Consider the following 24,833-nt stretch of genomic DNA (forward strand, 5'->3'; position numbering starts at 1 on the left):
TTATCACTCCTTTAGAATTTTATTTACATTTACATAGAGTTTATCCCAATATGCTTTAAAATCATTAAGTTCCTTTTTTCCTGCTTCTGTTATATAAAAGTATTTTCTGGTCATTCCATTTTGTTCTTTTCTTCTTTCCGATATTATTAATTCTTTTTTTTCAAGTCGCAATAAAAGTGGATACACTGTGCCCTCCACCATATCATTAAATCCATTATTCTTTAACTTAATTAATAATTCATAACCATAAGTTTCTTCTTTTAGAATTATGCTTAAAATACAACTTTCTAAAATACCTTTTAAAATTTGTGTGTTATTTTCCAATTTATCACCACCTATAAATACTATGTAATGCAAAGTATATTTTAATTATATATAAAGTTACTATGTATTGCAAGGTATTTTATTAAATGAATAAAAAAGCCTAAAAACATTTACGTTTTTAGGTAGTGGCCTGCAATCTTTCAATATTAAAATGCAGAGGCCTTGAATATTATTCAAGGCCTCTGCATTTTATTGCTATATACTCCTACATATCTAAATTTATATAAATAATTCTGGTTCTCTTCGATAATTGCAACCAATTTCTAATTCATATTTATGTCTTAAATAATCTTCATCATCATAATACTTTGCATTCATTGGACATTTTTTAACGCACGCTCCACATTTAATACACATTCCATTTAACTTAGATACATCTTCAAAATCTATAGAACCCATAGGACATATATTTGCACAAATTTTACAGTCATTGCAATTGCTATTTGTTTTTGGAGTAACCTTTCTAATGTCAACCGCAATACCCTGTTCATTTTTAGGAATATAATGTTTTCTATAAGGTTTGTTTCCTTTTATAAATATAGCTTTAATTTTATCTTGAATTGTTATTTTTGTGTGTATTTGATTAGCAAAGTCATTTACTATGTCCATATCTTCTGCATCTGGTCGGTTTTTAGCTAAGGTTTTAGAAAATGCGTGTTCTCCAATAAATGCACCCCCAGCAATAACACTAAAACCGTTTAGTTCAAGTATTTCTTTTAATTCTATTAAAGCATCATCATAATTTCTGTTTCCATAAACAACTACAGGAATTGCTAATGCGCCATTACCTTTAATCGAGTTTAAATATTTTAATAATACATTAGGGACTCTTCCTGCATAGACCGGAACACCTAAAATGACAACATCTTCTTCTTTAAAAGATGCTGTTTCTTGCCTAACTCCTGGTAATGTAAAATCAACATTATTAAAAATTATTTCTTTACCGATATTTTCTAAGATTTTTTCTGCTATACCACATACTACTTTTTTAGTTGTACCTGTAGCACTGAAATACATAGCATTAATTTTTTTATCCATAATAATTCCTCCTATGATACATAGTGCTTTCAGCAACCTTTTGATTAACCAATGCACGCTTTACCTTTTCTGTCATTATAGAATCATTAAGTCCTTAGAATGACGGCTTCCTCTAATAGAAATACGATTCTAAACCTCATATTTTTTATTTCTATAATACAATATAAGATCCGCCAATGCCATCAATAAATTTGTAATATATAATATCATTATTATATCTCTGCTATATAATATTTTGTGTATAATTCCGAATGTATACCCCACTATTACTATTATCAAAAACATTGCACTTTTTCCCTTTGTAGAACGTGATTTTATAGACTTATAAATGTTTGCTGGCCACGCAAGTCCAAAGCAAATTAACATGCCGGCTTCAAAAATACTCAAATAACCCCGCCTTCCTTTGTGTCAATTTTAGTAGTCAACAATTTTATCCACCTATCACTATAAGCTCTTTGAATAAACTCTTTTTTACATAAATATTCTCTTAGGGTATCTCTCAAATATTCACCGTTATATTTTACATTTCTATTGTTTTTTAATGAAGTATACCCTGGCCCCCTACCGTCCATAAAGCAAAACTCACTATCTAAGGAGTTCTGCAGAGCTTCTTTAAGATCTTTACCCTGCACCTCAAAATATGTTGGATTTAAGGGGGAGTGACATACTTCTATAAGCTTTTTACGTGATACTCCACCTTTTCTAATTCCACCATTTATTACTCCACTATTTATTAACCCGATATCAGTTTTAAAAACATCTGCCAGTGCATCAGCTAGTAAATTAGTAATTGGATTTTCCTCAACTACATCATGCCACAAATCAGCATCGATATTATATAAATTTTTACTTAGATTTACTATTGCTTTTTCTTTGTTTTCTTTTAATATATCAATAATTTTTTCATTAGAATAGCAATTCTCTATACCAATATTCTTATCCTCGAGTATTTCTACTTTTCTGTTATTGATTTCAACTTTTAAAAGTCCCAAGTGCTCTCCAAAACCTCCTGAAGTATGAATTATAGTATTACTCACAATTTCAGGCTTGTCCATTAGTAAATGAGTGTGACCACCTATTATTATATTGACCTCTTCTATTTCTGCTATTTTTCTATCATTGTCCATTCCTGAATGAGATAACACTATACACAAATCATACTTATCCTTATGTAGTGTTATTTCACTTTTTATTGATTGTATATAATCCTTATGTTGAAAACCTAATAGCTCATTAAATGGGCCTAAATCCGGGGATGTTCCTATAATCAAAATTCTTAAATTATTTTTATTCAATATGATACTCTTTTTCACACCTGCAATCTCAGTATTACCAAGTGTATCAAAATTGCAGCTTAAAAATGGAACCTTTGATTTTGTTGCCATATTAACTAAGGTATCATAGCCATTAAAGGTTTCGTTGTTTCCTATAGCTATGGCATCATAACCTGCATACTCTAATAGCTCTATAGCTGCAAGCCCATCTGTTCCCTGAAGTTCTAGCCTCTTAAAATCCGCAAAATCACCTGCGTCTAATATTATTGTATTCTCATCCTTTAATTCATTTATTTTACTTACTATCTTAGAAAAATTCTCATAATAGCTGTGAATATCATTTGTATGAAGTATATTTAGCATCATTTTACATCCCCCACTCGTATGCAATATTTGTTTTATTATGATAATTATACCACATAAGATTTTGTTAAAGTGAATCACTCTCCTAGTCTCTCAACTGTAATCTAAAAGGGTGCCAAATAGGCACCCTTTTACAAACAATATTTTTCAGTTAATGCTGCAATATTTGAGATAATAACAGTTTTTTTATTACTTATTCATCCCCGTATAAATTAATACTGCATCTCTTAAAAAAGCTGCGCTGCCAGGTTGCTGTTTATCATAGTAAGCTGTAAATCTTTCATCATCAACATACATTTGGGCAAGCCCCGCATGTGCTTCCTTGCTATATTCACTCCAATAATAGGCAAGCCATTTTTTATGCAAGTCAGCTGCCTCTTGTGCTATATCACTTTCAGGGTCTCCAGTTTTAAAAGCTTCAGCTAGGGTGGTTGTCACCTGACTAGCTAGCTTTGTCACCTCATCGTACTGCTGCTCCGTCATGTTCATTACCTTTGCATTTGACTTTTCAATAGCATCTTTACCATACTTTTCTCTTATTTCACTACCATACTTTTTCTCATTATCATCAATCATGTTTTTCTTAAAGCCTTGAAATTTTTCTTTATTACTCATTTTAATATCCCCTCCACTTATTGCTATTGTTTTATCCACATTTGCTATTAACATATCCAATTGGTTTCTTTTTTCCAGGAGCTTTTCACGATGTTCCCTAAGTGCATTAGCGGCATTAAAGGAAGGTGCAGTTACTATATCTCTTATACTATCTAAACTCACACCGAGTTCTCTGTAAAACAGTATTTGCTGTAACCTATCGACCTCTTTTTCACCATAAATTCGATATCCTGACGAATTAATTCTTGCCGGCCTCAGAATTCCAATTTCATCATAATACCTAAGTGTTCTGGTGCTTACACCTGCGAGCTTTCCTAACTTTTGCACTGTATATTCCATACGCTCATCTCCTTACAAGATTATTGTACACATTTACGTAGCGTTAATGTCAATAGTATTTTAATAATATTTTATTTGCCTTAATTTGAATTTAATTTATAATTTTTTATTGTTTGCAACAATATTAATTATTATTTGAAAATAGTTCTTTACAAATATCTATTCCTATGTTACTGTGAATTTACAAACAAAGTAACAAAATTTAAATCAGTACAATAAGTTGAAGTAATTCCACTTAGTATTAACTTTCATTAGATAAACTAAAATACTTGCTAATAGAAAGGGGATAGTCCAATGGTTCAAATTAAGTTTTCAGAGTTTTTAGAGGATAGTATGATTTTATAAGTAAGAGGTCTTTAACATATGTAAAAGACAAAGAAAAATACTTTAATTAAAAATGATGACTATACTCTACTTAGTTAAAAATTAAATATATTATATTTTAAAAGGGAGTTCACATCGTGAACTCCCTTTAGTATTTTTAATATAATCTATAAATACATTAGACAATCTCTATTTATACATTTCTTTAACTGCTTTTCTTGTTTCAATTAATTTTGCCTCTACTTCTTTTATATTATTTCTAACCATTCCTATAAATAACATGTCTATTATTGCTAGCTGTGATATTCTGGAGTTCATTGCACCTTCCCTCAAAGATTTTTCTACTGCTGGTACACGTAACACCACATCTGAGAGATCAGCTACCTTATTATTTACACTAGCCTTTGTTATTGCTATTACTGGAACTTTCCTTTTTTTTGCATTCTCTACACATTTAATAACTTCCCTTGTTTCACCTGAATAGGATATTGCTATTGCTACATCACCTGGCTGCATTAATATAGATGTTGTTATTTGCAAATGGGTATCTGTATGTGATATGCACCTCTTATTTATTCTGCTTAACTTGTAATAAAAATCTTGACCTACTAAAGCTGATACTCCTACACTAAAGATATATATATTTTTTGCATTTATAAGTAGTTCTATTGCCTTATCTAGTTCCTCTTCCACAAGCAAGTTAACTGTCTGCTGCATGATAGAATCTATTGAATTTTTTATTGAATAAATTATATTTTTTGTTCCTAAATCTTTATCTAAATATTGAAACTCAGTATCTTGATCCATCTTATCTAAACTTATAGATAATTTTAGCTTCATTTCATTTAAGCTATTGAACCCTATTTTTTTAGCAAACCTAACGACTGTTGGAGCCGATGTTTTTGTAGTACTTGCTATATCTTTAGCTGACATTGTTATGATACTTTCCTTAGTTTCTAATAGATAATCTGCTATTAATTTCTCACTATCTGTAAAGCTATCGTAATTTTGCTTTATATACTGTAATACATTCATAATCTCATCGCCCCATTAAATATGATTTTAGCTCTGTTTATCTATTATATTAAAGTAAAATTTCTTACCACCATTTATATATTTTAATAGATAAAGATGTTTTTGTAAAACAGAAGCTACGACGTTTGTCCTATAATCCCATTTTTGACTCACCTTTAATATTTGTAATTCTCCCATATATCTCATATAATTTTCGTTATCTATAGTGATATCTCCATAATTCACATCTACTGCATTTAAGGCCTTTATTTTATCTCCATTAAGAAGTAATCTACTTTCACTAGCTCTTATGGCATCTCTAGCCTCATCTGTTCTACTGGTGTAAGTTTCAGTAAGTAATCTTAAAGTTACATTATCATATTCTTTTAATTCTATACAAAGCTCTACTGCATCTGGATTTAGTCCTGATAAATCCTCTAGCTCTTTTGTGCCAGGAAGTGAATCTCCTATAAATATAGATTTATTTCCTAGGGCAAACAAATGGTTTGCAGCTTCCCGTACTTCTATACCTCTATGATCTTCTAGTGTTGGTAATCCATCATGCAAGGGACCTCTTTTCCTATTATTTGATCCTACAAAAGCACAAGCTCTAATTCCTCTCTTACTTAAAATAGTATTCTTCTCTTTCATACATTCCTCTGAGATACCTGTAACTACTCTAGGGTAAAAATTATGTAGTGCATCAACATTTTTATAGTTAGGAGAATATATATCTAAATTATCAAAAAACTCTTCAGTTATTGTGGATGCATTTAATTGAATTTTAATTCCATAAGGATTTTTGGTCATTTTAGATATTTCTTCCTGCGTATATCCAAAATCTATTCTTATAGTCATAACCCCCATATCCCCTAGTCCCTTCAAATCCATATCATTCAAGTCTAAAAACTTAAAGGTATTAGGAGAAATATCACTTATTATATCCATATTATATTTTTTAGCTAGCTTGAAAAATTCACGTACCTCAGCCTTTAAGATGCTATAATTTGCCTCTGGTATATGTAGTGAGGTAAATATTCTAGTAAAGCCCAGTTCATGAGCATCCTCTAATAGCTTTATATTCTCTTCCTTTGTATTGTCCAGCCCAAAATAGATTGAAATACCATAACTCATAAAAAACCCTCCTTTTAAATCATTAATTAAATTTAATTTACAAAAAGACCCTTACGGGTCTTTTTATAAACTCTCTCTTTGTTAATCCACTGGATCTTCAAAGCCTAATATGCTAGTAAAGAAATATCCACCTATATATGATACTAGTACTCCTATTAAGAATACTCCCATTTTACCATTTGCAATTAATAATGCCAGTGGTAATCCTGAAACACCGATTGCAACGGCTCCTACCTTAAATAATGCCATCACCGCGCCACCTAATGCTGCTCCAAGACAAGCTCCAAGAAATGGCTTTCCAAGTGGTAATGTTACTCCATATATTAAGGGTTCTCCTATTCCTAAAAATCCTGGTACCAATCCATTTTTAGCTACTTTCTTTAATCTTTCATTTTTTGTTTTTCGGAGTACTGCAATTGTAGCTCCTACTTGAGCCATTCCAGCTGTTGCCAGTATTGGAAGTAATACTGTAAATCCAACATTAGCTATTAAATCTGCATGTATTGGTGTTAACGCTTGGTGCATTCCAGTCATAACCAGTGGTAAGAATAAACCACCCGATATTGCTCCTGATATAACTGAAATCATTATATTATCTGATGCTACTGTTTGTCCTACAACCAGTCCTATACTATCTGAAATAAATCCACCTATTGGTTGAAGTATAAATAATGCTACTAAAACTGAAATTGTAAGTGTAACAAGTGGTGTAACGAATAAATCTAATACATCCGGTACAAATTTCCTACAAGCCCTTTCAATATAACAAGCTAAAAGTACTACGAGTATTACTGAAATAATTCCCCCACGTCCTGGAGTTAATGCTTTTCCAAAAAGAGTTATCTTTGCAAGTGCTGCTGATGAAAGAATTCCACCTAATACTCCACCCATCATTGGCATTTGTGAACCAAATTCCTTAGCTGCATTTACACCAACTAAAATTGATAGAATAGAGAATACACCATTACCTATAAGTCCTATTATTTGAGCTGCGTTTGTGGCTTTATATGAAGCTCCAAAATATACTCCTGCTATATTATTTACTGCTAGAACTAATCCGCAAGCTACGAATAATGGTATTAATGGAATAAATATATTTCCTAATCTTTTAAGCATATTTTTAAACTTAGTATTATTTTTTTGTTTTAATTTAGTTTTAGTTTCTGCTACTGCATCTTCCCCTATAACTATATTTTTTCCAAGGATTTTACTTACTTCTTCAGTTACCTTATTTACCTTTCCTGGTCCATAAATAACTTGTAGCTGTCCCTCGTCTTCAACTACCCCAAGAACTCCTTCAGATTTTTTTATTTCTTCTATTTTTGCCTTTGAATTATCTTTAAGTTCTAGTCTGCAGCGGGTCATACAATTTGAAACAGATTTTATATTACTTTTTCCTCCAACCAGCTCTACTAAATTTTTAGCAATGTCTTTATTTAACATAATATTTTCCTCCTTTTTTAAATGCTTTTTAGTGCTTTTGCTATATATCCACTATTTTGATCTAATATAATTTTCGCTTCCTCTTTATTAAGCTTTGATAATATCATGAATATCGCTAGCTTAACATCAAAATCTGTTTCATTTAATACCTGCGTTGCTTCTTCAATATCTATTCCCGTTGCTTCGCAAACTATTAGCTTAGCCCTTTGCGTTAATTTTTCATTTGTTGATTTTACATCTACCATAAGATTGCCATATACTTTACCTAGCTTTATCATAGCTCCTGTTGATAACATATTTAATACAAGTTTTTGAGCTGTTCCTGATTTGAGTCTTGTTGACCCTGTTACAACTTCTGCTCCAACTACTGGTGCTATTGATATTTTTGCGGTCTTTGAAACTTGTGAATTAGCATTACACGTAACTGAAATTGTTAATGCTCCTATTTCATTTGCATACTCCAGGCCCCCTATAACATATGGGGTTCTACCAGATGCTGCAAGACCTACTATTATATCATCCTCTGTGATATTTTTACCCTTCAAATCTTTTACTGCCAGTTCCTTTGAATCCTCAGCACCTTCCTTAGCTCTAAATATAGCCTCTGTACCTCCTGCTATAATCCCTTGTACTATTTCTTCTGAAACTCCAAAAGTTGGTGGACATTCCGATGCATCTAAAATTCCAAGTCTTCCGGAAGTTCCTGCACCTATATAAATTAATCTCCCACCTTTATACATTCTTAAAGTTATAGAATCTATGGCTTCTGCTATTTTAGGAAGTTCCACTTCTACAGCTTCAGCTACCTTTTTATCTTCATTATTTATTACTTTTACCATTTCCAAAGTTGAAATCTTGTCTATGTCCATGGTATTTTCATTTCTACTTTCCGTTGTGAGTTTTTTTAAATTTAATTTGTCCATAAATTCCCTCCTATATTACTCATCATTTGTATTTTGAAAACGTTTTATACTATAACCTTATATTAACATGTTTGAAATTATGTTTCAAGCATTTTTTTAAAAAATATTATTTCATTTCAGTTTATTTTATTATTGACAATCTCATACTCTTGTAATATGATTATATCATAAGTATTATTAATTGATAATTGATATCGATTCAAAATGACTATAATTAAATAAGAATATAATATATATCCCCATAAAGAAAAACATAATAAGAATTGTATATGTATATAATATATATGCTTGTAAAAATGTACACTTAATAATGAATTAAACTAATATCAAAAAAATTTAGGAGGCTATCAAATGACAAAAATCGCTATAATAATTGGAAGTACTAGACCTGGAAGAAATGGGGCTGCCGTAGCTAATTGGGTATATGAAATCTCGAAGAAACGAACTGATGCAGAATTTGAGTTAGTTGATATTGCAGATTATAATTTACCATTATTAGATGAACCATATCCAGCTATGATGCATCAATATACTAAAGACCATACTAACGCATGGTCAGCCAAAATTTCAGAATTTGACGGTTTCATATTTGTAACACCAGAATACAATCACTCCACATCTGGAGCTTTAAAAAATGCTATTGATTACTTATCTCTTGAATGGAACAATAAAGCTGCAGGATTTGTAAGTTATGGTAGTGCAGGTGGGGTTCGAGCTGTTGAACATTTAAGACTTATTGCAGGAGAGCTACAAATGGCAGATGTACGCTCACAGGTTACACTTTCACTTTTCACTGATTTTGTAAATATGAGCGAATTTAAACCTGCAGATCTACATGAAGCTACTGTAGTTTCTTTATTTGATCAAGTTATTGCTTGGAGTAATGCATTAAAAACTTTACGTAAATAGATGTGTAACAAAAACCAGCATTTTAATAATGCTGGTTTTTTAATTATTTATAATTCTATTCAGTTGGTATTTAATAAAAAAGCTCTCTATTTACGCTTATAAACGTAAAAATTCTTCTTCTATGTTATTTAATATTTTGTTATTGCTATACATTAAACAATAGCAAAATAAACTCATTAAAAACAGTATGCTTAAAGCAGGTTGATTATAAAATATGAATCCTACAGTTATAAACAGACATAAATTCATAATAGGAGTTTTAAAATGTCGCAGCGTGTAGCCACAGGATATCCTAAAAATTACGCTTGTTTTCAAATAAAACCGTGAGATAATACATAAGGCATACATTCCAACTTGTAATATATAAAATGCTAAACCATAAAAGAAATATACGAATATATGTTGACGAGCTAATAAAATATATTGTATATCCACATATATTGCAAGAAGTGCAACAACCTCAATTGTCCAAAGGAATATAGATTGTTTAAAGCTATTCTTATAAGCCTTAAAAAAATCATGGGTTATATTTACATCTTTTTCTCTTAGTAGTTTACCCATTGCACCTAAAAGCGCCGTTAAGGCAGGCCCCATAGGAATGCTACATAAGGCAACAAGCCAAGGCGTAGGGCTACTTATAATTCCAGTTAACAGACAAAACATTAATATAGTCATAGGTAGGTTTAATAAAATAAAATAAAAGTTACCTAAAATAAACCACCACAGATAGTTTGAAATTGTAAATATTAGACCTTCACCAAGTTTTTTATTCATTTACTCCTCCATAAAAAAATTATTAAATTAGCGCTTGTTGAATATGATTTATAAATTACTCATAAATTGAAAAATAGCATCATTTGTCTTTGGTAAATCTTCATGCCCAAAGTCGTTATATACTCTTAAAGATTTTTTGCTGGTTATTCTGTTATATACTGCAAATTGAGTTGATGGAGGACATATATTATCCAATAAGGTAGCTGTAAACATAACCTGGCACTTTATGTACTTTGCTAAATTCTTTACATCTATGTATCCTAATTTAGTAAATATCTCCTCTTCCTTTTCATGGAGGGGGTCAAAAAACCTAAAGTAGTAATTTAATTCTTCATAAGCGTCCTTTGCAAGATCCATTTGCCAAACTCTTTTATAGTCACTTAAAAATGGATATACAGGTGCAATCATTTTAACCTTTGGCTCTAATGCTCCGCAGGCAATAGTTAACCCTCCACCTTGAGAATAACCCGTTACTCCTACTCTTTTTTCATCAACGTCTTCCATATTCATTACTATTCTTGCAAGCTCTACTGTATCTAAGAATATATGCCTAAACAAAAGATTATCTGCATTCCCCTCGAGTCCTCTAATTATATGTCCACCGTATGTTGGGCCGACCACACCGCCTACATCTTCTGAAAGTCCGCCTTGCCCCCTGCAATTCATAGCAACCACAGTATATCCCATGGCTACATAAGCTAGCTTATCAACCCAATCTCCACAATTTCCCCTGTAGCCATGAAACATAATTAGAGCAGGGTGCTTTTCTAATACATTTTTAGGTTTTAAACATTGCGCATGTATACGAGCACCTCTAACTCCAGTAAAATACATATCAAAACAATCTGCATAGGGTGTTTTAAAATCACTTCGAATATACTGGGTACAAGGTTCTACTGTTTCTAACTCTTGTATAGCTCTTGACCAATATTCATCAAAATCCTGTGGACAAGGATTAGTTCCTGTATACTTTTTAAGTTCTTCAATTGGCATATCTAACATTGGCATTTTTTTATCCCCATTTCAATTAGAATTTAAATCTTTCAATTTTATGAATTTCTATACAGTAAACGATATAAAAATAGGTATAGAGCACATTTTACTGTAAAATCTATACCTAGAATTTCCATACTCTATAATCTTTCTTACAAAATAATTAACAATATTTTTTTATGGCTTTATCTATCATTTCAGCACATTTCTCAACCTTTGGCATATCTTCATCTATAACAGCTGCAAGCGGTAAACGAACGCCTCCTATATCCATACCTTTCATTTTTAAAATAGTTTTCATAACGGCATATAAGTTACCATGGCATCCACACATAGCATAGATAATCTCGCAGATATCATATTGGATTTCCTTTGCTGTTTCCATGTCACCACTTCTGATACATTCATCAGCTTTTATGAATAATTCTGGCATAACAGCATAAGTCCCACCAATACCGCCATCAGCGCCCATAGCTCTACCGCCAACAAATTGTTCATCTGGACCATTAAAGACTATAAAGTCTTTTCCACCAGCAGCTTTAAACATTTGAATATCCTGTACTGGCATTGAAGAGTTCTTAACTCCAATAACATGTTTATTTTCACGCATTTTATTAAATAAATCCATAGATAGTGCATATCCTGTTGTTTGTGGAATGTTGTATATAATAAAATCTAAATTAGTAGCATTGGCAATACTATTCCAATAATTTTCAATAGCATGTTCTGGTAATCTGAAGTAAATTGGTGGAATAGACGCGATAGCATCTACTCCGCATTCCTCTGCATGTTTAGCAAGTTCAATACTATCTCTTGTTGAAGTTGCTGCGATATGAGCGATGACAGTAATTCTACCTTTTGCAACCTTCATTACATTTTCAAGTACTAACTTTCTTTCATCAACATTTTGATAAATGCATTCTCCTGAACTTCCACATACATAAACACCCTTGACACCTTTTCCTATTAAATACTCTGTAAATGCACGAGTCTTTTCTGGACTAATATCTCCCTTTTCATCGTAGCAAGCATAAAATGCTGGAATAATTCCTTTATATTTATCTAATTTATTCATAATTTTTCTCCTATCGTATAATTTTTATTTTATAATAGCACAAACCACTATTATAATCCTAATTTCATACCACCCTTTTAGTTTATTATTAGCCTTTTACAGCTCCCATGGTTATACCTTGGGTAAAGTTCTTTTGGAAGGCAATAAATATTATTATCATTGGAAGTGATGCCAATGCTGCTCCAGCCATTATTACACCGTAATTTGTTGTAAATTCTTGTTGCAGTAATGCTACTCCTAAAGGTAAAGTCATCATGTTTGCACTTCTAATTGTAATAAGCTGCATGAAGTAATCATTCCAAGCACTTATAAATGTAAATATAGCTAGTGCCCCAACTCCTGGTTTTACCAGTGGCAGTACAATACTCCAGAAGGTTCTGAGTTCTGAACACCCATCAATTCTTGCTGCCTCTATCAATTCATTAGGAACCCCTTGTGAGAACTGTTTCATTAAGAATACTCCAAACGGCCAACCTGCTGCTGGAAGTATAAGTCCTTGATAAGTATTTATCCAATGAAGCTTTGACAATATTGTGAATAATGGAATCATAACTACCTGCTTTGGTAATGCCATAGCCACGATTAATGACCAGAATATAAAGTTTCTTCCTGGAAATCTCTTTTTTGCTAGGGCATAACCAGCCATTGTAGCCGTTAAACATACTATAAACATTGTAGCAAAAGCAATTATAAAGCTGTTTGCTGTCCACCTAAGCAGTGGTGATTTTGCGAGTTCTGTAAAGTTTTCAAGGGTTGGAGTTTTAGGAAACCACTCTGGTGGTATCTGTACGGTTACACTTTGTGGCTTGAAAGCTCCAGTTGCAATCCAGTAAAAGGGGAATATAAATATTATAGCAAGTATTATGATTATTATCATAGATATTATTTGTTTTAATGATTGTCTTTTTAACCATTTCATTAATGTCAACCTCCAATATTAGTAATCAACTTCATCTCCAAAGAATTTGAATTGAACTATTGATATAGTCATTATTATTACAGCAAGCACAACTCCCATTGAAGATGCTAATCCATATTTATTCAAAGTGAAGGCTCTTTCATAAACCAAATACATTACTGTTGAGGTTGAATAAGCTGGTCCACCGGAAGTTAAAAGTTGGATTATAGAGAAACATTGGAAGGAATTTATTGTTGTAATAATTACAATGTATAAAGTTGTTGGCATTAATAAAGGCCATGTAATATGTCTAAATATTTCCCAGGATGTAGCTCCATCAATTTCAGCTGCCTCAAGATATGAAGTTGGTACATTACCAAGAGATGCAACATAAAGTATTATTGGTTGTCCAACTGATAGTGTTACAAGTACTACAATCATACAACCTAAAGCATATTTGGGATCCCCGAGCCATCCAACTGGATCCATTCCGAACTTGGAAGTAATATAGTTTAGTATACCGAAGTTTGGATGAAATATCCAACCCCAAACAACTGTTATGCTTACAACTGAACATACTGTTGGCAGATAAAATATACCTCTAAATAAAGATCTTATTCCAGCTGACTTTTTATAAATATTTATAGACACGAATAATGACAAGAGTATAACAAGAGGAACATTTGCTATAACTAATATTAAAGTATTTACAACAGATTTTATAAATATATCATCCTGTATTAACGTTTTGTAATTCTCCAGTCCAATAAATTTAAAATTCCTAAGCGAGTATTCAAAAAAACTTATATATATGCCCTTAATCATTGGATAAATAACAAAAGTTATAAAGAAAATCAACATAGGTGTAAGAAATAAATAAGCTGAAATCCATTCTCTTATATGTGCTTTGCTTACCTTTTTCTTAGGCATTATGCTATTATCTATATTCTGCATGTGGACACCTCCATTTTATTTATAAACCACCGATGAATTGAAAAGTCATGTCATTTAGCCAAGCTAAGGAATCATGTTCAAATTCATATTAAATCCATAGGTCGTAGTTAGTCCACGACCTATGGATTCAAACTATTTCTTAATTAAAGTGGCATTTGCTTTTGTAACAAATTCATCTAATCCTTTTTGTGCTGTTTGTTTTGCAAGTAATACGTTTTGAAGCATTGGGAAGTAGAAAGTTCTCATTTCAGCAAACCCTGGAACTTGATTATAATATGTTCCTAAGTATTTGATCATACTTTCACAATATATTGATTCTGGATCTGTATAAAGTCCTGTTACAGAAGTTTTAACTGAGAAACCACCTGTCTGAAGTAAAGTTTCTTTAGCTGTAGCTGAGTCGTTAGCAATGAATTCTACAAGTTTTTTCGCTGCTGCAATTTTATCTGCATCCTTGTTGTCAAATACACCCATACCGCCTATATAAGCTTCTAAAGCTGGCTTAACTGAAGTATTTGGTGTTGGATAAGGAATAAATACCTCTTCGAATGCTGTCTTCTTCTTAGATGCACTTGTACCCATTAATACTTTATTATAAAGTGGTGCCATGGCTATTTTTTCACCTAAGTACATATCAATTACGTCATTTGAAGCAAGTGCTTCCCCACCCTTTAATGTTAACCCTAATTTAACAGAGTCTGCAATCCATTGAAGAGCTTTTCCGTTGCTAGGATCATTCAGAGTATATTTTGATAAATCAGAAGCTACTGTTCCAACTCCACCCATATTAGAAATATATGCTCTAGTTCCTTGATCTCCAGCACTTGACTTAGCATAAAATGCTGTAGGTGCTGCGAGTGTTGGAATTTTTTCCTTTATAGCTTTTAAAAGTGCATAATATTCATCATTAGTCCATAATCTGTCTGGTTTGCCTAATGGAAGCATGCTTGTTAAACCAGCTTTATCAAGCATAGTTTTGTTAACTACCATCATATTAGGCGAAATATTAACTGGATACATGTAGAACTTGCCATCTAATGAACAAGGATCTAATATTTTTTTAGCGATGTCCTTTTTCATGGTATCTGTAAACAGGTCATCTAATGGTACCATTACTCCATTTCTAGCATAATCTATAATTCTACCAGGATAATCATATACAAGGTCTGGTGCTGAATTTGATGCAATTGCTGTATTAAGCTTTTGAGGACCACTTGCAAAGTCAATCATTTCAATATTAACTTTAATGTTTGGATATTTTTTATTAAAGTTTTCAATAATTTTCTTTTCATAATCTCCTGATGAAGCTGTCTTGAAATTTGGGTAGTCCCACCAAGTTATTTCTACTGGCTTCCCAGTTTCTGATGTCTTCCCAGCTTCTGGTGTAGGTGTAGGTGATTTGCTAGCACATCCTGCGAGTAGACTAACTGACATTGAAAGGGCAAGAATTGATGTGAGTAATTTATTTTTTTTCATTTTTTGTCCCCCTTAATAATTTTATTATATTACTATTATTCATATTAAATAATATAATTTTCACTTTATATTTTAGCTTTATTTACTAAGTCTACAAACTTCTTAGTAATTAATTGTGGCCTTGTTATTGCCCCACCAGCCACTACAGCAAAGGCTCCCATTTCTAAGCATTTAACAGCAAGCTCTGGAGTTTCAACATTTCCTTCTGCTATTATTGGTATATTTAAAACTACTTTTAACTTCTCAATCAATTCAATATCCGGTTTAGGTCTATTTAAAGTATACTCAGTATAGCCACTTAGTGTAGTGGAAACTATATCAAAGCCAATTCTTTCAGCTTCCACAGCTTCCTCAAAGTCAGATATATCAGCCATTATAAGTCCATTATATATTTTTCTTATATCATTATAAAATTCTTCAAGAGTTTTTCCATCTGGTCTAGGCCTTCTAGTTGCATCTACTGCAATTATTTCAGCGTTAACAGGGAGCAAGCTCTTTACCTCCTCTATAGTAGGTGTAATATATACATTATTATTCCCATATACCTTTTTATAAATCGCTATTAAAGTCAGCTTAACATTTTCCTTGATTTCTATACAATCTTGTGGAGTATTAGCTCTAATTCCAACCGCTCCACCCATTTCAGCTGCTTTGGCCATACGCATCATTATGGTAGAACTATGAAGAGGTTCATCTTCAAGAGCTTGACAGGATACTATCATTCCTCCTTTTATGTTTTTAAGTGTGTCCGTTGAACTTTTCATTTTATCTACCTCCGGTACTAAACAAAGTAATTGTGTAACCCTTTACTATAAGTTTCAATTCTTTGTTTCTGAAATTATTATATCACTCATTTTTTATATTGTCTATACAAAATTAATATTTGTATAGACAATATTATAATCTGTATATACAATGTATTTGAATAAAAAAAGTAATCCCGCATTAGTGCAGAATTACTTTATGAATTAATGATTTGTATTAAAAAATATCATATCAAAGCTATATCTATCAGGATTATATATAGTTTTTGTATATTCAATAGGACATTCATCTTCATTATATATAATTTTTAAAGAAACAAGTCCAAAGCCTTTTGTCTTCCCCAGTAACATTTCTGCTTCTTTTTTACTCATATTAGTAGCTTTAATATTTTGCTTCATATAATTAAAGGTTACATTATATTCTTCTTTCATTAATTTATAAAGAGAACATTGTACCAAATTATATTTCATGAGGTCATTATAATATTTTTCTGGAAGATAACAAAATTCAAGAGCCATAGGTTCATTATTTGCGAGTCTTAATCTATTTATAAAATATACCTCTTCATTGTCCGAAAGTTGAAGTTTTAACTTAATTTCACTACTCGGTGCAATTTTTTCAAAATATAATACTTTACTGCTTGGTATAAGTCCTCTTTTCTCCATATCCTCGCTAAAGCTTTCAATCTCTAACTTTTTTTCAATAACCTCTTTAGAAATAAAGGCGCCTTTACCAGGTATTTTATAAAGGACTCCCTGATGAACAAGGTTAGAAATCGCCTGCCTAATAGTCATCCTGCTAACCCCAAAAAGCTCTGTAAGTTCTCGTTCAGTAGGTAGCGATTCCCCAGGAAGATAAACTCTCTCTTTAATTTTTTTCCTGATAAACTCTTCTAATTGAACATAAATAGGTATTGATGAATTTTTATCTAACATTGAAACAACCTCCCATAAATCTTAGAGACTACTATACCCTTACCTTTACAACTATCTTTTTAACTTTTCTTTTTTCTTTAACAAATATGCCCGGCATATGTGCGTCTTCAGGGAACAAAACGAAAAACTCTCCCTCATTAAGTAATATTAATCTAGGTTTTCCGGTAAGTAGCATGAAGTCATTTTCTTCACTATAAGGAGAAGAAACTTCTAATTTATCAATTGTGACGTAGCCCATATTTTCTGAGCCTTCTAGTAGGTATTGTATATCTATGTATTTTTTATGTGCCTCATATTTTGCATTTTCTAAATCCTTAGTTTCATATTCTTGCACCATTGCAAATATACTTTCCCCGTCAATTTCATACTTTCCAAGTGGTAAAGAACCTAAGTCTTCTCTGTTTAAAAATTGAAAGGCTTTTTCAAAATTTCTATTTAATGCTTCATATTTTTTACAATTCACAATGTTATCTAATATCATTTAAATAGCTCCTCATATATATATTTTAACTTTATTGATGAAATAATTTTTTAGATATTCCACATATAGCCGCAAAATCACCTAATTCGGCTCCTCTAATAGTCAATTTTTCACTAAAAACAGGCATAAGTCTTGATAATATATCCTTTTTAATTGGATTTATAAATTCATCGCCTAAGGCAGTTATTCCTCCACCTATAATTACCGCTTCTGGATTAAAAATGTGGACAAGAGATACTATTCCAGTAGCTATAGCTTTATTATACTCATTTACTATTTTTGTCGCAAGCTTATCTCCTAAAGCTTGCGCTTTAAAAATAATTTCACCATTTATATTATGTAAATCGTTCTCAGCCATATCCACTACCATAGATTTTTCACCTTTTGCTAGCGCCTCTTTAAAATGTCTTATAAGTGAAGAAACCGAAGCATACCTTTCAAAACATCCTTTATTCCCACAACTACATTGCTCTCCATTAAAATTAATGCTCATATGTCCAAATTCTGCCGAAACGCCTCTAAATCCATGATCAATGTTTCCATTTTTATATATTGCTCCACCAACACCTGTCCCAAGGGTTATGCAGAGAAAATCATCAACGTCTCTTGCAGCTCCAATCCATTTCTCACCTAGCGCTGCTGCATTTACATCATTTTCTACTTCTACTTCAAGACCTGAAAAGGCCACAAGTTCTTTTTTCAATTCAAATCCTGATAACTCTGGAAAAGTGTTTGCAGCGTATAAAACTTTTCCATCTACACTATCTATCTGTCCAGTACATGCGCATCCTATGCCTTTCAAATTATCTCTACCTGCAATATCAATATATTTTTCAATAAGCCTTTGTATAGAAATAAATGTTTTATTAAATCCCTCCTTAGCATTAGTAGGAATTTTTGAGAATTCATAAACCTTACCTGAACTATCTACTAAACCAGCTTTAATATTAGTTCCACCTATATCGATTCCTATAGCAAAATTATTCATTTTTCCCTCCCATACACCTAGTATTGTTTTTTAAAATTCTTTTGCACCATGCATTTCATTTCCCATACAATATCTTATATTGTCCAGTGCAATATATATTTTTCCTTACTCATGGTCATAGTTGTTGGAAAAAATCCAGTAAACCATTTCTTGTTATAACACTGCATATCCCTCTTAAGCTTTCTTCAGTGCCTTCCATCTTTATTATATATCGCAATGAGTTAATTGTCTATACCAATTATATTTTGTATATACAATTACACTAAGGAGTAACCAGTACCAAGCTACTCCCCCTTTAGATATTTTTCCATTTTAAAGCCTCCCACATATGATTTAATAGTATTTTATTTACTTGCGCAATACGTCTTTATAATCCTTATTTTTATTCATTTCAGCTTTAGCAAAAGTACAGATAGGAATTATTTTTTTATTTTTTTCTCTTGCAAAATCCACAGCCATTTTAAGCAATTGTCTGGCTACATTTTGACCTCTTAACTGCTCAGATACAAAGGTATGCTCAATTGTTATATCATCTCCATTATTTACTAATTCTATCTTAGCCAATGCTTCTTCTTCATTATCACCTACATAAAAACTCTTTTCGCCTTTTTTTATATCTATCATAATAAACCCTCCTCAAATTTTTCTTGTTCTTTTCTCTAATTTAATAGTAGCATCTATAAAGGTAATCATCAATTGTAAGTACAAACAAAATAATCGCAATAATAAGCTTAAACTCCTTCCTTTTCCAGCACAGTTATATTATAATATCACATAACTGATGTAAAAATTATATAGATTTTCTATATTATATAAGGGGTGTTGTTAATGGAATTAATTGAAGCAATAAAATCTAGGAGAAGTATAAGAAAATTTAAAACTGATCCCATTCCTGATCAATATATAACAGAACTCATTGAAGCCGGACGACTTGCACCTTCTGGGAGCAACTTGCAGGCTACCCGTTATGTAATAATAAAAAGTCTTGAGGCTAGGTCAAAACTTGCGCAGTGTACTCCATTACCTTTTGTAACAAGGGCACCCTTAATTATAGTGTGTTGTATAGACAAACAAGTTTTAAATACGGCAAATGCTCGAACAAAGGAATTAATTGAAGCAAATGCTTTTATAGATACGCCACTTGCTAACATGAGTAAAGATTCAGACGCTTTAGAAAAAAGAAAAAAATCAATGGATGAAGAAAGCCTAAAATCATATTTGTTCTTAAATGCAACAATAGCACTAGAGCACATAGCTTTGAGAGCTGTAGACTTAGGTCTTGGAAGCTGTTGGATAATGATGTTTAACAGTAAAAAAGCAAAAGAAATTCTTGAACTTGATGAAAGATATGATGTGGTAGCATTATTACCTATAGGGTACCCTGACCAAAGCCCAGCACAAAGACCAAGATTACAATTAGAAGAATTAATAATTAAAACAATTTAAAGTTAAAATGCAAAGGGACAGCCATTTAGCTGTCCCTTTATAAATTATTTTTTGGATGTCTCTTCTAGTGCATTACATTATTTAGAATATAATTCTACTACTAAAACTTCATTAACCTCAATTGGAATTTCATTTCTTTCAGGCATTCTTATAAGAATACCTGCAAACTTATCATAATCTTTTTCTATATAAGGTAAGGTAAATGTTTTAAGATTTAAAAAACTCTCCGTAAATATTTCATTTTTTCTGTATTTCTCTTTTAATACTATATTGTCGAAAACCTTAACTTCAAATGAAGGAATATCTACCTTTTTACTATTTACCGTAATATAACCATGATTAACCATTTGCCTTGCCTGACGTATAGAGCTTGCAAATCCAATTCTATATACTATATTATCTAATCTACACTCTAAACATTGAACTAAAGTGTCCCCTGTTATTTCCTTACTTTTCATTGCTCTATTTATATATCTTGAAAATTGTTTTTCAAGCACACCATAATAAGATTTCAGCTTTTGTTTTTCTATAAGCTGAATACCATAATTTGATAATTTCTTACCGGCTCTACTGTTTTCCTTTGTAGCTCTATTCATAGCTTTTGGATGCCCGTAAATATTTACGCCAAGTCTTCTGCTTAATTTAAATCGGGGTGTTCTTATCTTTGCCATAATTTCCTCCATAAAATATATTATTTTGCCGCGATAATGTATTTATGCCTAAAATCATTATATCATATTTTTTATCAATTGAAAGTGATTTTCATTATCTTTTAAAATTCATACTTCAACCTTTGATTAATATACTTTAGGTAGGAAAATTTAAAGATTAAAAAAAACGAATTAAACTATATATAATAATCAAAAACCATTAAATAGAGATCATCTATTTATATGCTTATACTTTTACATGTTAACTATAGATATCAAAATTATAATTGGAAATGGCATTATAATAGATATTATACAATATATATATCCCAATTTCTTTGATTTTTTTATAAAAATATATTCTAACCCATATAAAAAGCAAGATATAGCAGCTACCATTGTACCTAATATAGCAAATAGGTTAAGAGTAGTATGATTTCTATTATTACTAATATAACTAAGATAAAATGTATATACAAATAAAATCTGTGAAATTATAAGTAATGGTAGCTTTAATTTTACTATTTTCTTCATATAACCTCCTGAATTTTTTTATTTTTTTGTATTCTTAATATTTCTTTTTAAAAACTTGAGAACTAATACTATACACTGTCTCCCATTCAATTATACAGTATATTAATATAATTATGCAAATATTTAACATAATTATATATAAATTGCTTCCCTAATTTTAAAATCCTTTAACTTTGTGTTCCGCAAATTCCATTAATACAAAGCCTCCAAAGAAAAAGAATAGATTAGGTTATGTACCCACGAAGAAAAAACTGCCAAAATAAATTTAAGCAGTTCACCTGTTTGCTTTTCACCTAGTTATTTTATTAATATTCTTTTACTTTTTTAAATTCTTACCCTAATTAATGAAATTTATCTGACAAATAAGGTACCTCACTTGCCTTTACCTTCTCTATATAATCCTTTTGAGTAACTATATTTTCTTCAAAGTTTTCTACCGCATTTTTAGTAAGGTTACCTATATTTACGATAGTACCAAATTCTTGCTCTTCACCTTTTTTATTCATAATAAAATCTCCCTACAATTTATTCAGCATCTTAATAGCTTAACAAATCAAAGATGCCTATTAGTAGTATCTCCCATAAATTTATATTTTATAATGATAATTTGCATACTATTTATATGTCATTTGTCTTCCATTCATCTTCTAATATAGCTTCCCTTAGATTGTTTTAGCTATAAAAGATATTACTTGAGCCGCTGGAACTAATAAAATCTGAGCTAAAATCGTACCTACTATTAGTCCTCCAACAATAAAAATTATACATCTATCAAACTGTAATTGAGTACATTCTCCTTTGATTACATCATCTGTTAGAATTGATATATATGGGTCGATGAATATAACCATAAGTATTGTTGAAATCCCAGTTATTACAGCTGACAATGTACTGCATGTTGTTCTTAATTCTGGATTTAAACATCCTGCATACAGTGATGCCAAGACACCAACAGTTGATATTGAAAATGCTAAAGTATTAAGTAAAATAATTTTCTTTGGCATAGTCTTGAAATTTTTTAATTGTGACAAGTTTTCTTTTTTGGGTCTTGTAACACTATTTTTAAATTGCAATATTCCTGATTTCGAGAAACCATGCAATAATAATTTAGGTATAGAACGATTAATACTAAATGATTCCACAGCCTTCCCAAAAACTTTTATAAAGGTTGGCATTAATGCTGCGCCAATAATCGTCGCAAAAGTTGTCGATAATAATATCCATCTGAATGTGGCTAATAAACTTTGAGGATCTCCTATTTTTATAGTATTTTCTATTGTTTTAGCCAATAATGGCGCTTGAACGCTGTTTGCAGTTCTAGAAATTAATGCAAAGATATTGAATACTGCAAATGCTACTGCTATTCTTCCTGTTCTTACAGCAACAATTCTTACAGAATAAGCTAGCGTTGAAATTATAGAAATTATAACTGTAAGAATTAAAACGATTATTACTTGTTTAGACATTTACTTTCCCCCATCCATCCTTCTACCTTAATTCGTCCTGTTTTACCAATTTAACCGAAGTCTTAGGAATATTATACCCTTTGTTTATGCAAGATGTCACAAAAATAACTACCTTATATTTAAAATCGATAAAGTTAACCATTAATCTTATTATTATTATCGAAATACTACTTTCTATTGAACTTAGGTTATTAAAAAAAGAGATGTCTCAAAATGATTGATTTAATCATTTTGAGACATCCACATTTAAATGCTTATAAGTTTAAGAATTCTTTCATAGTATTACTTATTTCACTTGCCCTAGCTTCATTTTCCATTTCAGAAAATATTCTGAGTAGTGGCTCTGTGCCAGAGAATCTTGCTATGATCCATCCACCATTTTTAAAATATACCTTTACACCATCTTCGTAGCTTGTTTTCTCTACTTCATAACCAAAATTCGGGATTAACTTATCTACGAAAAGTTTTGTCATAAGTTGATCTTTCACTTCTATACTGAATTTATAATCAGATTCCGTCATGTAGAAATATCCGTATTGCTTATGAATTTCTTCAAGTAATTCTGATAAGCTCTTTCCTGTTACACTAAGCAATTCGATTAGAAGGCTGGCAGCAAATATTCCGTCTTTTCCCTTAATATGCCCACGAATAGTGAGTCCTCCACTGCTTTCTCCTCCGATTAATGCATTCTTTTCTTCCATTTTTGAGCTTATGTTCTTGAACCCAACTGGAACCTCGTAGCACTGCTCACCAAAGCCCGCTGCTATTTTATCTAGGAGGTGAGTGGTTGCAAGGTTTCTTACAACTCCACCCTTCCATCCCTTGTACTTTAATAAATAGTAATATAACACAGAAAGAATATCGTTTGGATGAATAAAGTTACCTTTTTCATCTATGATTCCAAGTCTATCCGCATCTCCATCTGTTCCTATACCTATATCATATCCTTTTTCAACTACTAGATCCTTTAAACGATGTAGTGTGTGTGTGCTTGGAGAGGGTAATCTTCCACCAAATAAGGTATCGTGTCTATTATTTATTATTTCAACCTCACATCTTGCAGTTAAAAGTATAGTTTGAAGGCAAGTCTTTGAAACTCCAAACATTGGGTCAAGAACTACCTTTAGTTTGCTATTTTTTATAGATTCTATATCTATCATGCTGATAATTGAATCTATAAATTCGTTAAAGGGATCTATAATTTCAATTAAACCCTCTGCTATTCCACTATCAAAGCTAAGAAGCACAACATCCTCTATAGTAATATTGTTTATAATTTCTTCAAGATTTCTTGTAACGTCTTCACTGGCATCTCTTCCACCCCTGGTGAATATTTTGAGTCCATTGTAATCAGCTGGGTTATGGCTTGCTGTTATAGCAGCACCATAGTATGCGTCTAAAGAATTCACAGTGAACATTATTAGGGGAGTAGGTGCAGATTTTTCTACAAAAGAAACCTTTATTCCATTTCCAGCCATTACTTCTGAAACCCATTTTGCTGCTTTGTCAGATAAAAATCTGTTATCATAACCTACTACAAAACCACTGCCATCACATTTTTGATTTTTCATAAGGGTTGCAAGAGCTTGAGAAAGAATCTGTACATTTTCTTTTGTAAAATCTTCTCCTATAAAAGCTCTCCATCCCCCAGTACCAAATTTAATCATATTTTTCACTCCTTTACTAATTTAAATATAA

The 24,833-nt window shown here is 31.4% G+C and carries 27 protein-coding genes; 2 read left to right on the forward strand and 25 right to left on the reverse strand.

Annotated elements, in window-relative coordinates; translation table 11 throughout:
* Positions 1-3 precede the first annotated feature (3 nt).
* The 9 genes from KPL50_RS14820 to murQ all read right to left on the reverse strand — a co-directional run bounded on the left by KPL50_RS14820 (position 4) and on the right by murQ (position 8,791).
* Positions 4-324 carry a PadR family transcriptional regulator gene (locus KPL50_RS14820; RefSeq protein ID WP_216299311.1) on the reverse strand — a complete coding sequence of 107 codons (321 nt, stop codon included), beginning with the start codon at positions 322-324 and terminating at the stop codon, positions 4-6.
* A 219-nt stretch (positions 325-543) separates the two neighbouring features.
* Positions 544-1,362: an EFR1 family ferrodoxin gene (locus tag KPL50_RS14825; protein ID WP_216299312.1), complete on the reverse strand. Its 819-nt coding sequence runs from the start codon at positions 1,360-1,362 to the stop codon at positions 544-546.
* Between the two features lie 129 nt (positions 1,363-1,491).
* Complete coding sequence (locus KPL50_RS14830; RefSeq protein ID WP_216299313.1) at positions 1,492-1,749, reverse strand: hypothetical protein; 258 nt, start codon at positions 1,747-1,749, stop codon at positions 1,492-1,494.
* Complete coding sequence (locus KPL50_RS14835) at positions 1,746-3,002, reverse strand: bifunctional UDP-sugar hydrolase/5'-nucleotidase (RefSeq protein WP_216299314.1); 1,257 nt, start codon at positions 3,000-3,002, stop codon at positions 1,746-1,748. The genes KPL50_RS14830 and KPL50_RS14835 overlap by 4 nt, the downstream gene beginning before the upstream one ends.
* A gap of 186 nt (positions 3,003-3,188) precedes the next feature.
* Positions 3,189-3,953, reverse strand: coding sequence for a MerR family transcriptional regulator (locus KPL50_RS14840; RefSeq protein ID WP_216299315.1), 765 nt, complete (start codon positions 3,951-3,953; stop codon positions 3,189-3,191).
* Positions 3,954-4,466: 513 nt separating this feature from the next.
* Positions 4,467-5,312, reverse strand: coding sequence for a MurR/RpiR family transcriptional regulator (locus KPL50_RS14845; protein WP_216299316.1), 846 nt, complete (start codon positions 5,310-5,312; stop codon positions 4,467-4,469).
* Between the two features lie 27 nt (positions 5,313-5,339).
* Positions 5,340-6,425: a DUF871 domain-containing protein gene (locus KPL50_RS14850; RefSeq protein ID WP_216299317.1), complete on the reverse strand. Its 1,086-nt coding sequence runs from the start codon at positions 6,423-6,425 to the stop codon at positions 5,340-5,342.
* An 81-nt stretch (positions 6,426-6,506) separates the two neighbouring features.
* Positions 6,507-7,868 carry a PTS transporter subunit EIIC gene (locus KPL50_RS14855; protein WP_216299318.1) on the reverse strand — a complete coding sequence of 454 codons (1,362 nt, stop codon included), beginning with the start codon at positions 7,866-7,868 and terminating at the stop codon, positions 6,507-6,509.
* Between the two features lie 17 nt (positions 7,869-7,885).
* Positions 7,886-8,791, reverse strand: a complete 906-nt coding sequence (gene murQ, locus KPL50_RS14860; protein ID WP_216299319.1) for an N-acetylmuramic acid 6-phosphate etherase — start codon at positions 8,789-8,791, stop codon at positions 7,886-7,888.
* 351 nt (positions 8,792-9,142) lie between these two features.
* On the opposite strand from murQ, the gene KPL50_RS14865 reads away from it, so the two are divergent.
* Entirely contained in the window at positions 9,143-9,700 is a 558-nt protein-coding gene (locus KPL50_RS14865; RefSeq protein ID WP_216299320.1) for an NADPH-dependent FMN reductase, read from the forward strand.
* Between the two features lie 96 nt (positions 9,701-9,796).
* Here the strand turns inward: KPL50_RS14865 and KPL50_RS14870 are convergent, their stop codons facing one another.
* The 11 genes from KPL50_RS14870 to KPL50_RS14920 all read right to left on the reverse strand — a co-directional run bounded on the left by KPL50_RS14870 (position 9,797) and on the right by KPL50_RS14920 (position 19,663).
* Positions 9,797-10,474, reverse strand: coding sequence for a DUF624 domain-containing protein (locus tag KPL50_RS14870; RefSeq protein ID WP_216299321.1), 678 nt, complete (start codon positions 10,472-10,474; stop codon positions 9,797-9,799).
* Positions 10,475-10,522: 48 nt separating this feature from the next.
* Positions 10,523-11,482 (reverse strand): acetylxylan esterase, encoded by a 960-nt coding sequence (locus KPL50_RS14875; protein ID WP_216299322.1) that lies wholly within the window; start codon positions 11,480-11,482, stop codon positions 10,523-10,525.
* Positions 11,483-11,630: 148 nt separating this feature from the next.
* The gene (locus KPL50_RS14880; RefSeq protein ID WP_216299323.1) at positions 11,631-12,542 is read right to left on the reverse strand and encodes a dihydrodipicolinate synthase family protein; all 912 of its coding nucleotides are present in this window, start codon (positions 12,540-12,542) and stop codon (positions 11,631-11,633) included.
* Between the two features lie 88 nt (positions 12,543-12,630).
* On the reverse strand, positions 12,631-13,461 hold the full coding sequence (locus KPL50_RS14885) for a carbohydrate ABC transporter permease (protein ID WP_216299324.1): 831 nt from the start codon (positions 13,459-13,461) through the stop codon (positions 12,631-12,633).
* Between the two features lie 18 nt (positions 13,462-13,479).
* Complete coding sequence (locus KPL50_RS14890; RefSeq protein ID WP_375372927.1) at positions 13,480-14,370, reverse strand: carbohydrate ABC transporter permease; 891 nt, start codon at positions 14,368-14,370, stop codon at positions 13,480-13,482.
* A 156-nt stretch (positions 14,371-14,526) separates the two neighbouring features.
* The gene (locus tag KPL50_RS14895) at positions 14,527-15,870 is read right to left on the reverse strand and encodes an ABC transporter substrate-binding protein (protein WP_216299326.1); all 1,344 of its coding nucleotides are present in this window, start codon (positions 15,868-15,870) and stop codon (positions 14,527-14,529) included.
* A 65-nt stretch (positions 15,871-15,935) separates the two neighbouring features.
* Positions 15,936-16,634: an N-acetylmannosamine-6-phosphate 2-epimerase gene (locus KPL50_RS14900; RefSeq protein WP_216299327.1), complete on the reverse strand. Its 699-nt coding sequence runs from the start codon at positions 16,632-16,634 to the stop codon at positions 15,936-15,938.
* 204 nt (positions 16,635-16,838) lie between these two features.
* Positions 16,839-17,570: a GntR family transcriptional regulator gene (locus tag KPL50_RS14905; RefSeq protein WP_216299328.1), complete on the reverse strand. Its 732-nt coding sequence runs from the start codon at positions 17,568-17,570 to the stop codon at positions 16,839-16,841.
* 31 nt (positions 17,571-17,601) lie between these two features.
* Positions 17,602-18,051: a YhcH/YjgK/YiaL family protein gene (locus tag KPL50_RS14910; RefSeq protein WP_216299329.1), complete on the reverse strand. Its 450-nt coding sequence runs from the start codon at positions 18,049-18,051 to the stop codon at positions 17,602-17,604.
* A gap of 31 nt (positions 18,052-18,082) precedes the next feature.
* On the reverse strand, positions 18,083-19,039 hold the full coding sequence (locus KPL50_RS14915) for an ROK family protein (protein WP_216299330.1): 957 nt from the start codon (positions 19,037-19,039) through the stop codon (positions 18,083-18,085).
* Between the two features lie 348 nt (positions 19,040-19,387).
* Positions 19,388-19,663, reverse strand: coding sequence for a GNAT family N-acetyltransferase (locus KPL50_RS14920; RefSeq protein ID WP_216299331.1), 276 nt, complete (start codon positions 19,661-19,663; stop codon positions 19,388-19,390).
* A 204-nt stretch (positions 19,664-19,867) separates the two neighbouring features.
* On the opposite strand from KPL50_RS14920, the gene KPL50_RS14925 reads away from it, so the two are divergent.
* Complete coding sequence (locus tag KPL50_RS14925; RefSeq protein ID WP_216299332.1) at positions 19,868-20,485, forward strand: nitroreductase family protein; 618 nt, start codon at positions 19,868-19,870, stop codon at positions 20,483-20,485.
* Positions 20,486-20,562: 77 nt separating this feature from the next.
* Here KPL50_RS14925 and rpsD read toward each other — a convergent pair whose 3' ends face one another.
* From rpsD to KPL50_RS14950, 5 genes are all read right to left on the reverse strand, one after another.
* Positions 20,563-21,156, reverse strand: a complete 594-nt coding sequence (gene rpsD / locus KPL50_RS14930) for a 30S ribosomal protein S4 (RefSeq protein ID WP_216299333.1) — start codon at positions 21,154-21,156, stop codon at positions 20,563-20,565.
* A gap of 234 nt (positions 21,157-21,390) precedes the next feature.
* Positions 21,391-21,669 (reverse strand): hypothetical protein, encoded by a 279-nt coding sequence (locus KPL50_RS14935; RefSeq protein WP_216299334.1) that lies wholly within the window; start codon positions 21,667-21,669, stop codon positions 21,391-21,393.
* A gap of 341 nt (positions 21,670-22,010) precedes the next feature.
* Positions 22,011-22,175 (reverse strand): hypothetical protein, encoded by a 165-nt coding sequence (locus KPL50_RS14940; RefSeq protein WP_216299335.1) that lies wholly within the window; start codon positions 22,173-22,175, stop codon positions 22,011-22,013.
* A gap of 156 nt (positions 22,176-22,331) precedes the next feature.
* Positions 22,332-23,135, reverse strand: coding sequence for a lipid II flippase Amj family protein (locus KPL50_RS14945; protein ID WP_216299336.1), 804 nt, complete (start codon positions 23,133-23,135; stop codon positions 22,332-22,334).
* A gap of 254 nt (positions 23,136-23,389) precedes the next feature.
* Complete coding sequence (locus KPL50_RS14950) at positions 23,390-24,802, reverse strand: phosphoglucomutase/phosphomannomutase family protein (protein WP_216299337.1); 1,413 nt, start codon at positions 24,800-24,802, stop codon at positions 23,390-23,392.
* Between the last annotated feature and the right edge of the window lie 31 nt (positions 24,803-24,833).

It is taken from the genome of Clostridium sp. CF012 (genome assembly GCF_018861755.1).
Taxonomy (GTDB): Bacteria; Bacillota; Clostridia; order Clostridiales; family Clostridiaceae; genus Clostridium_AD.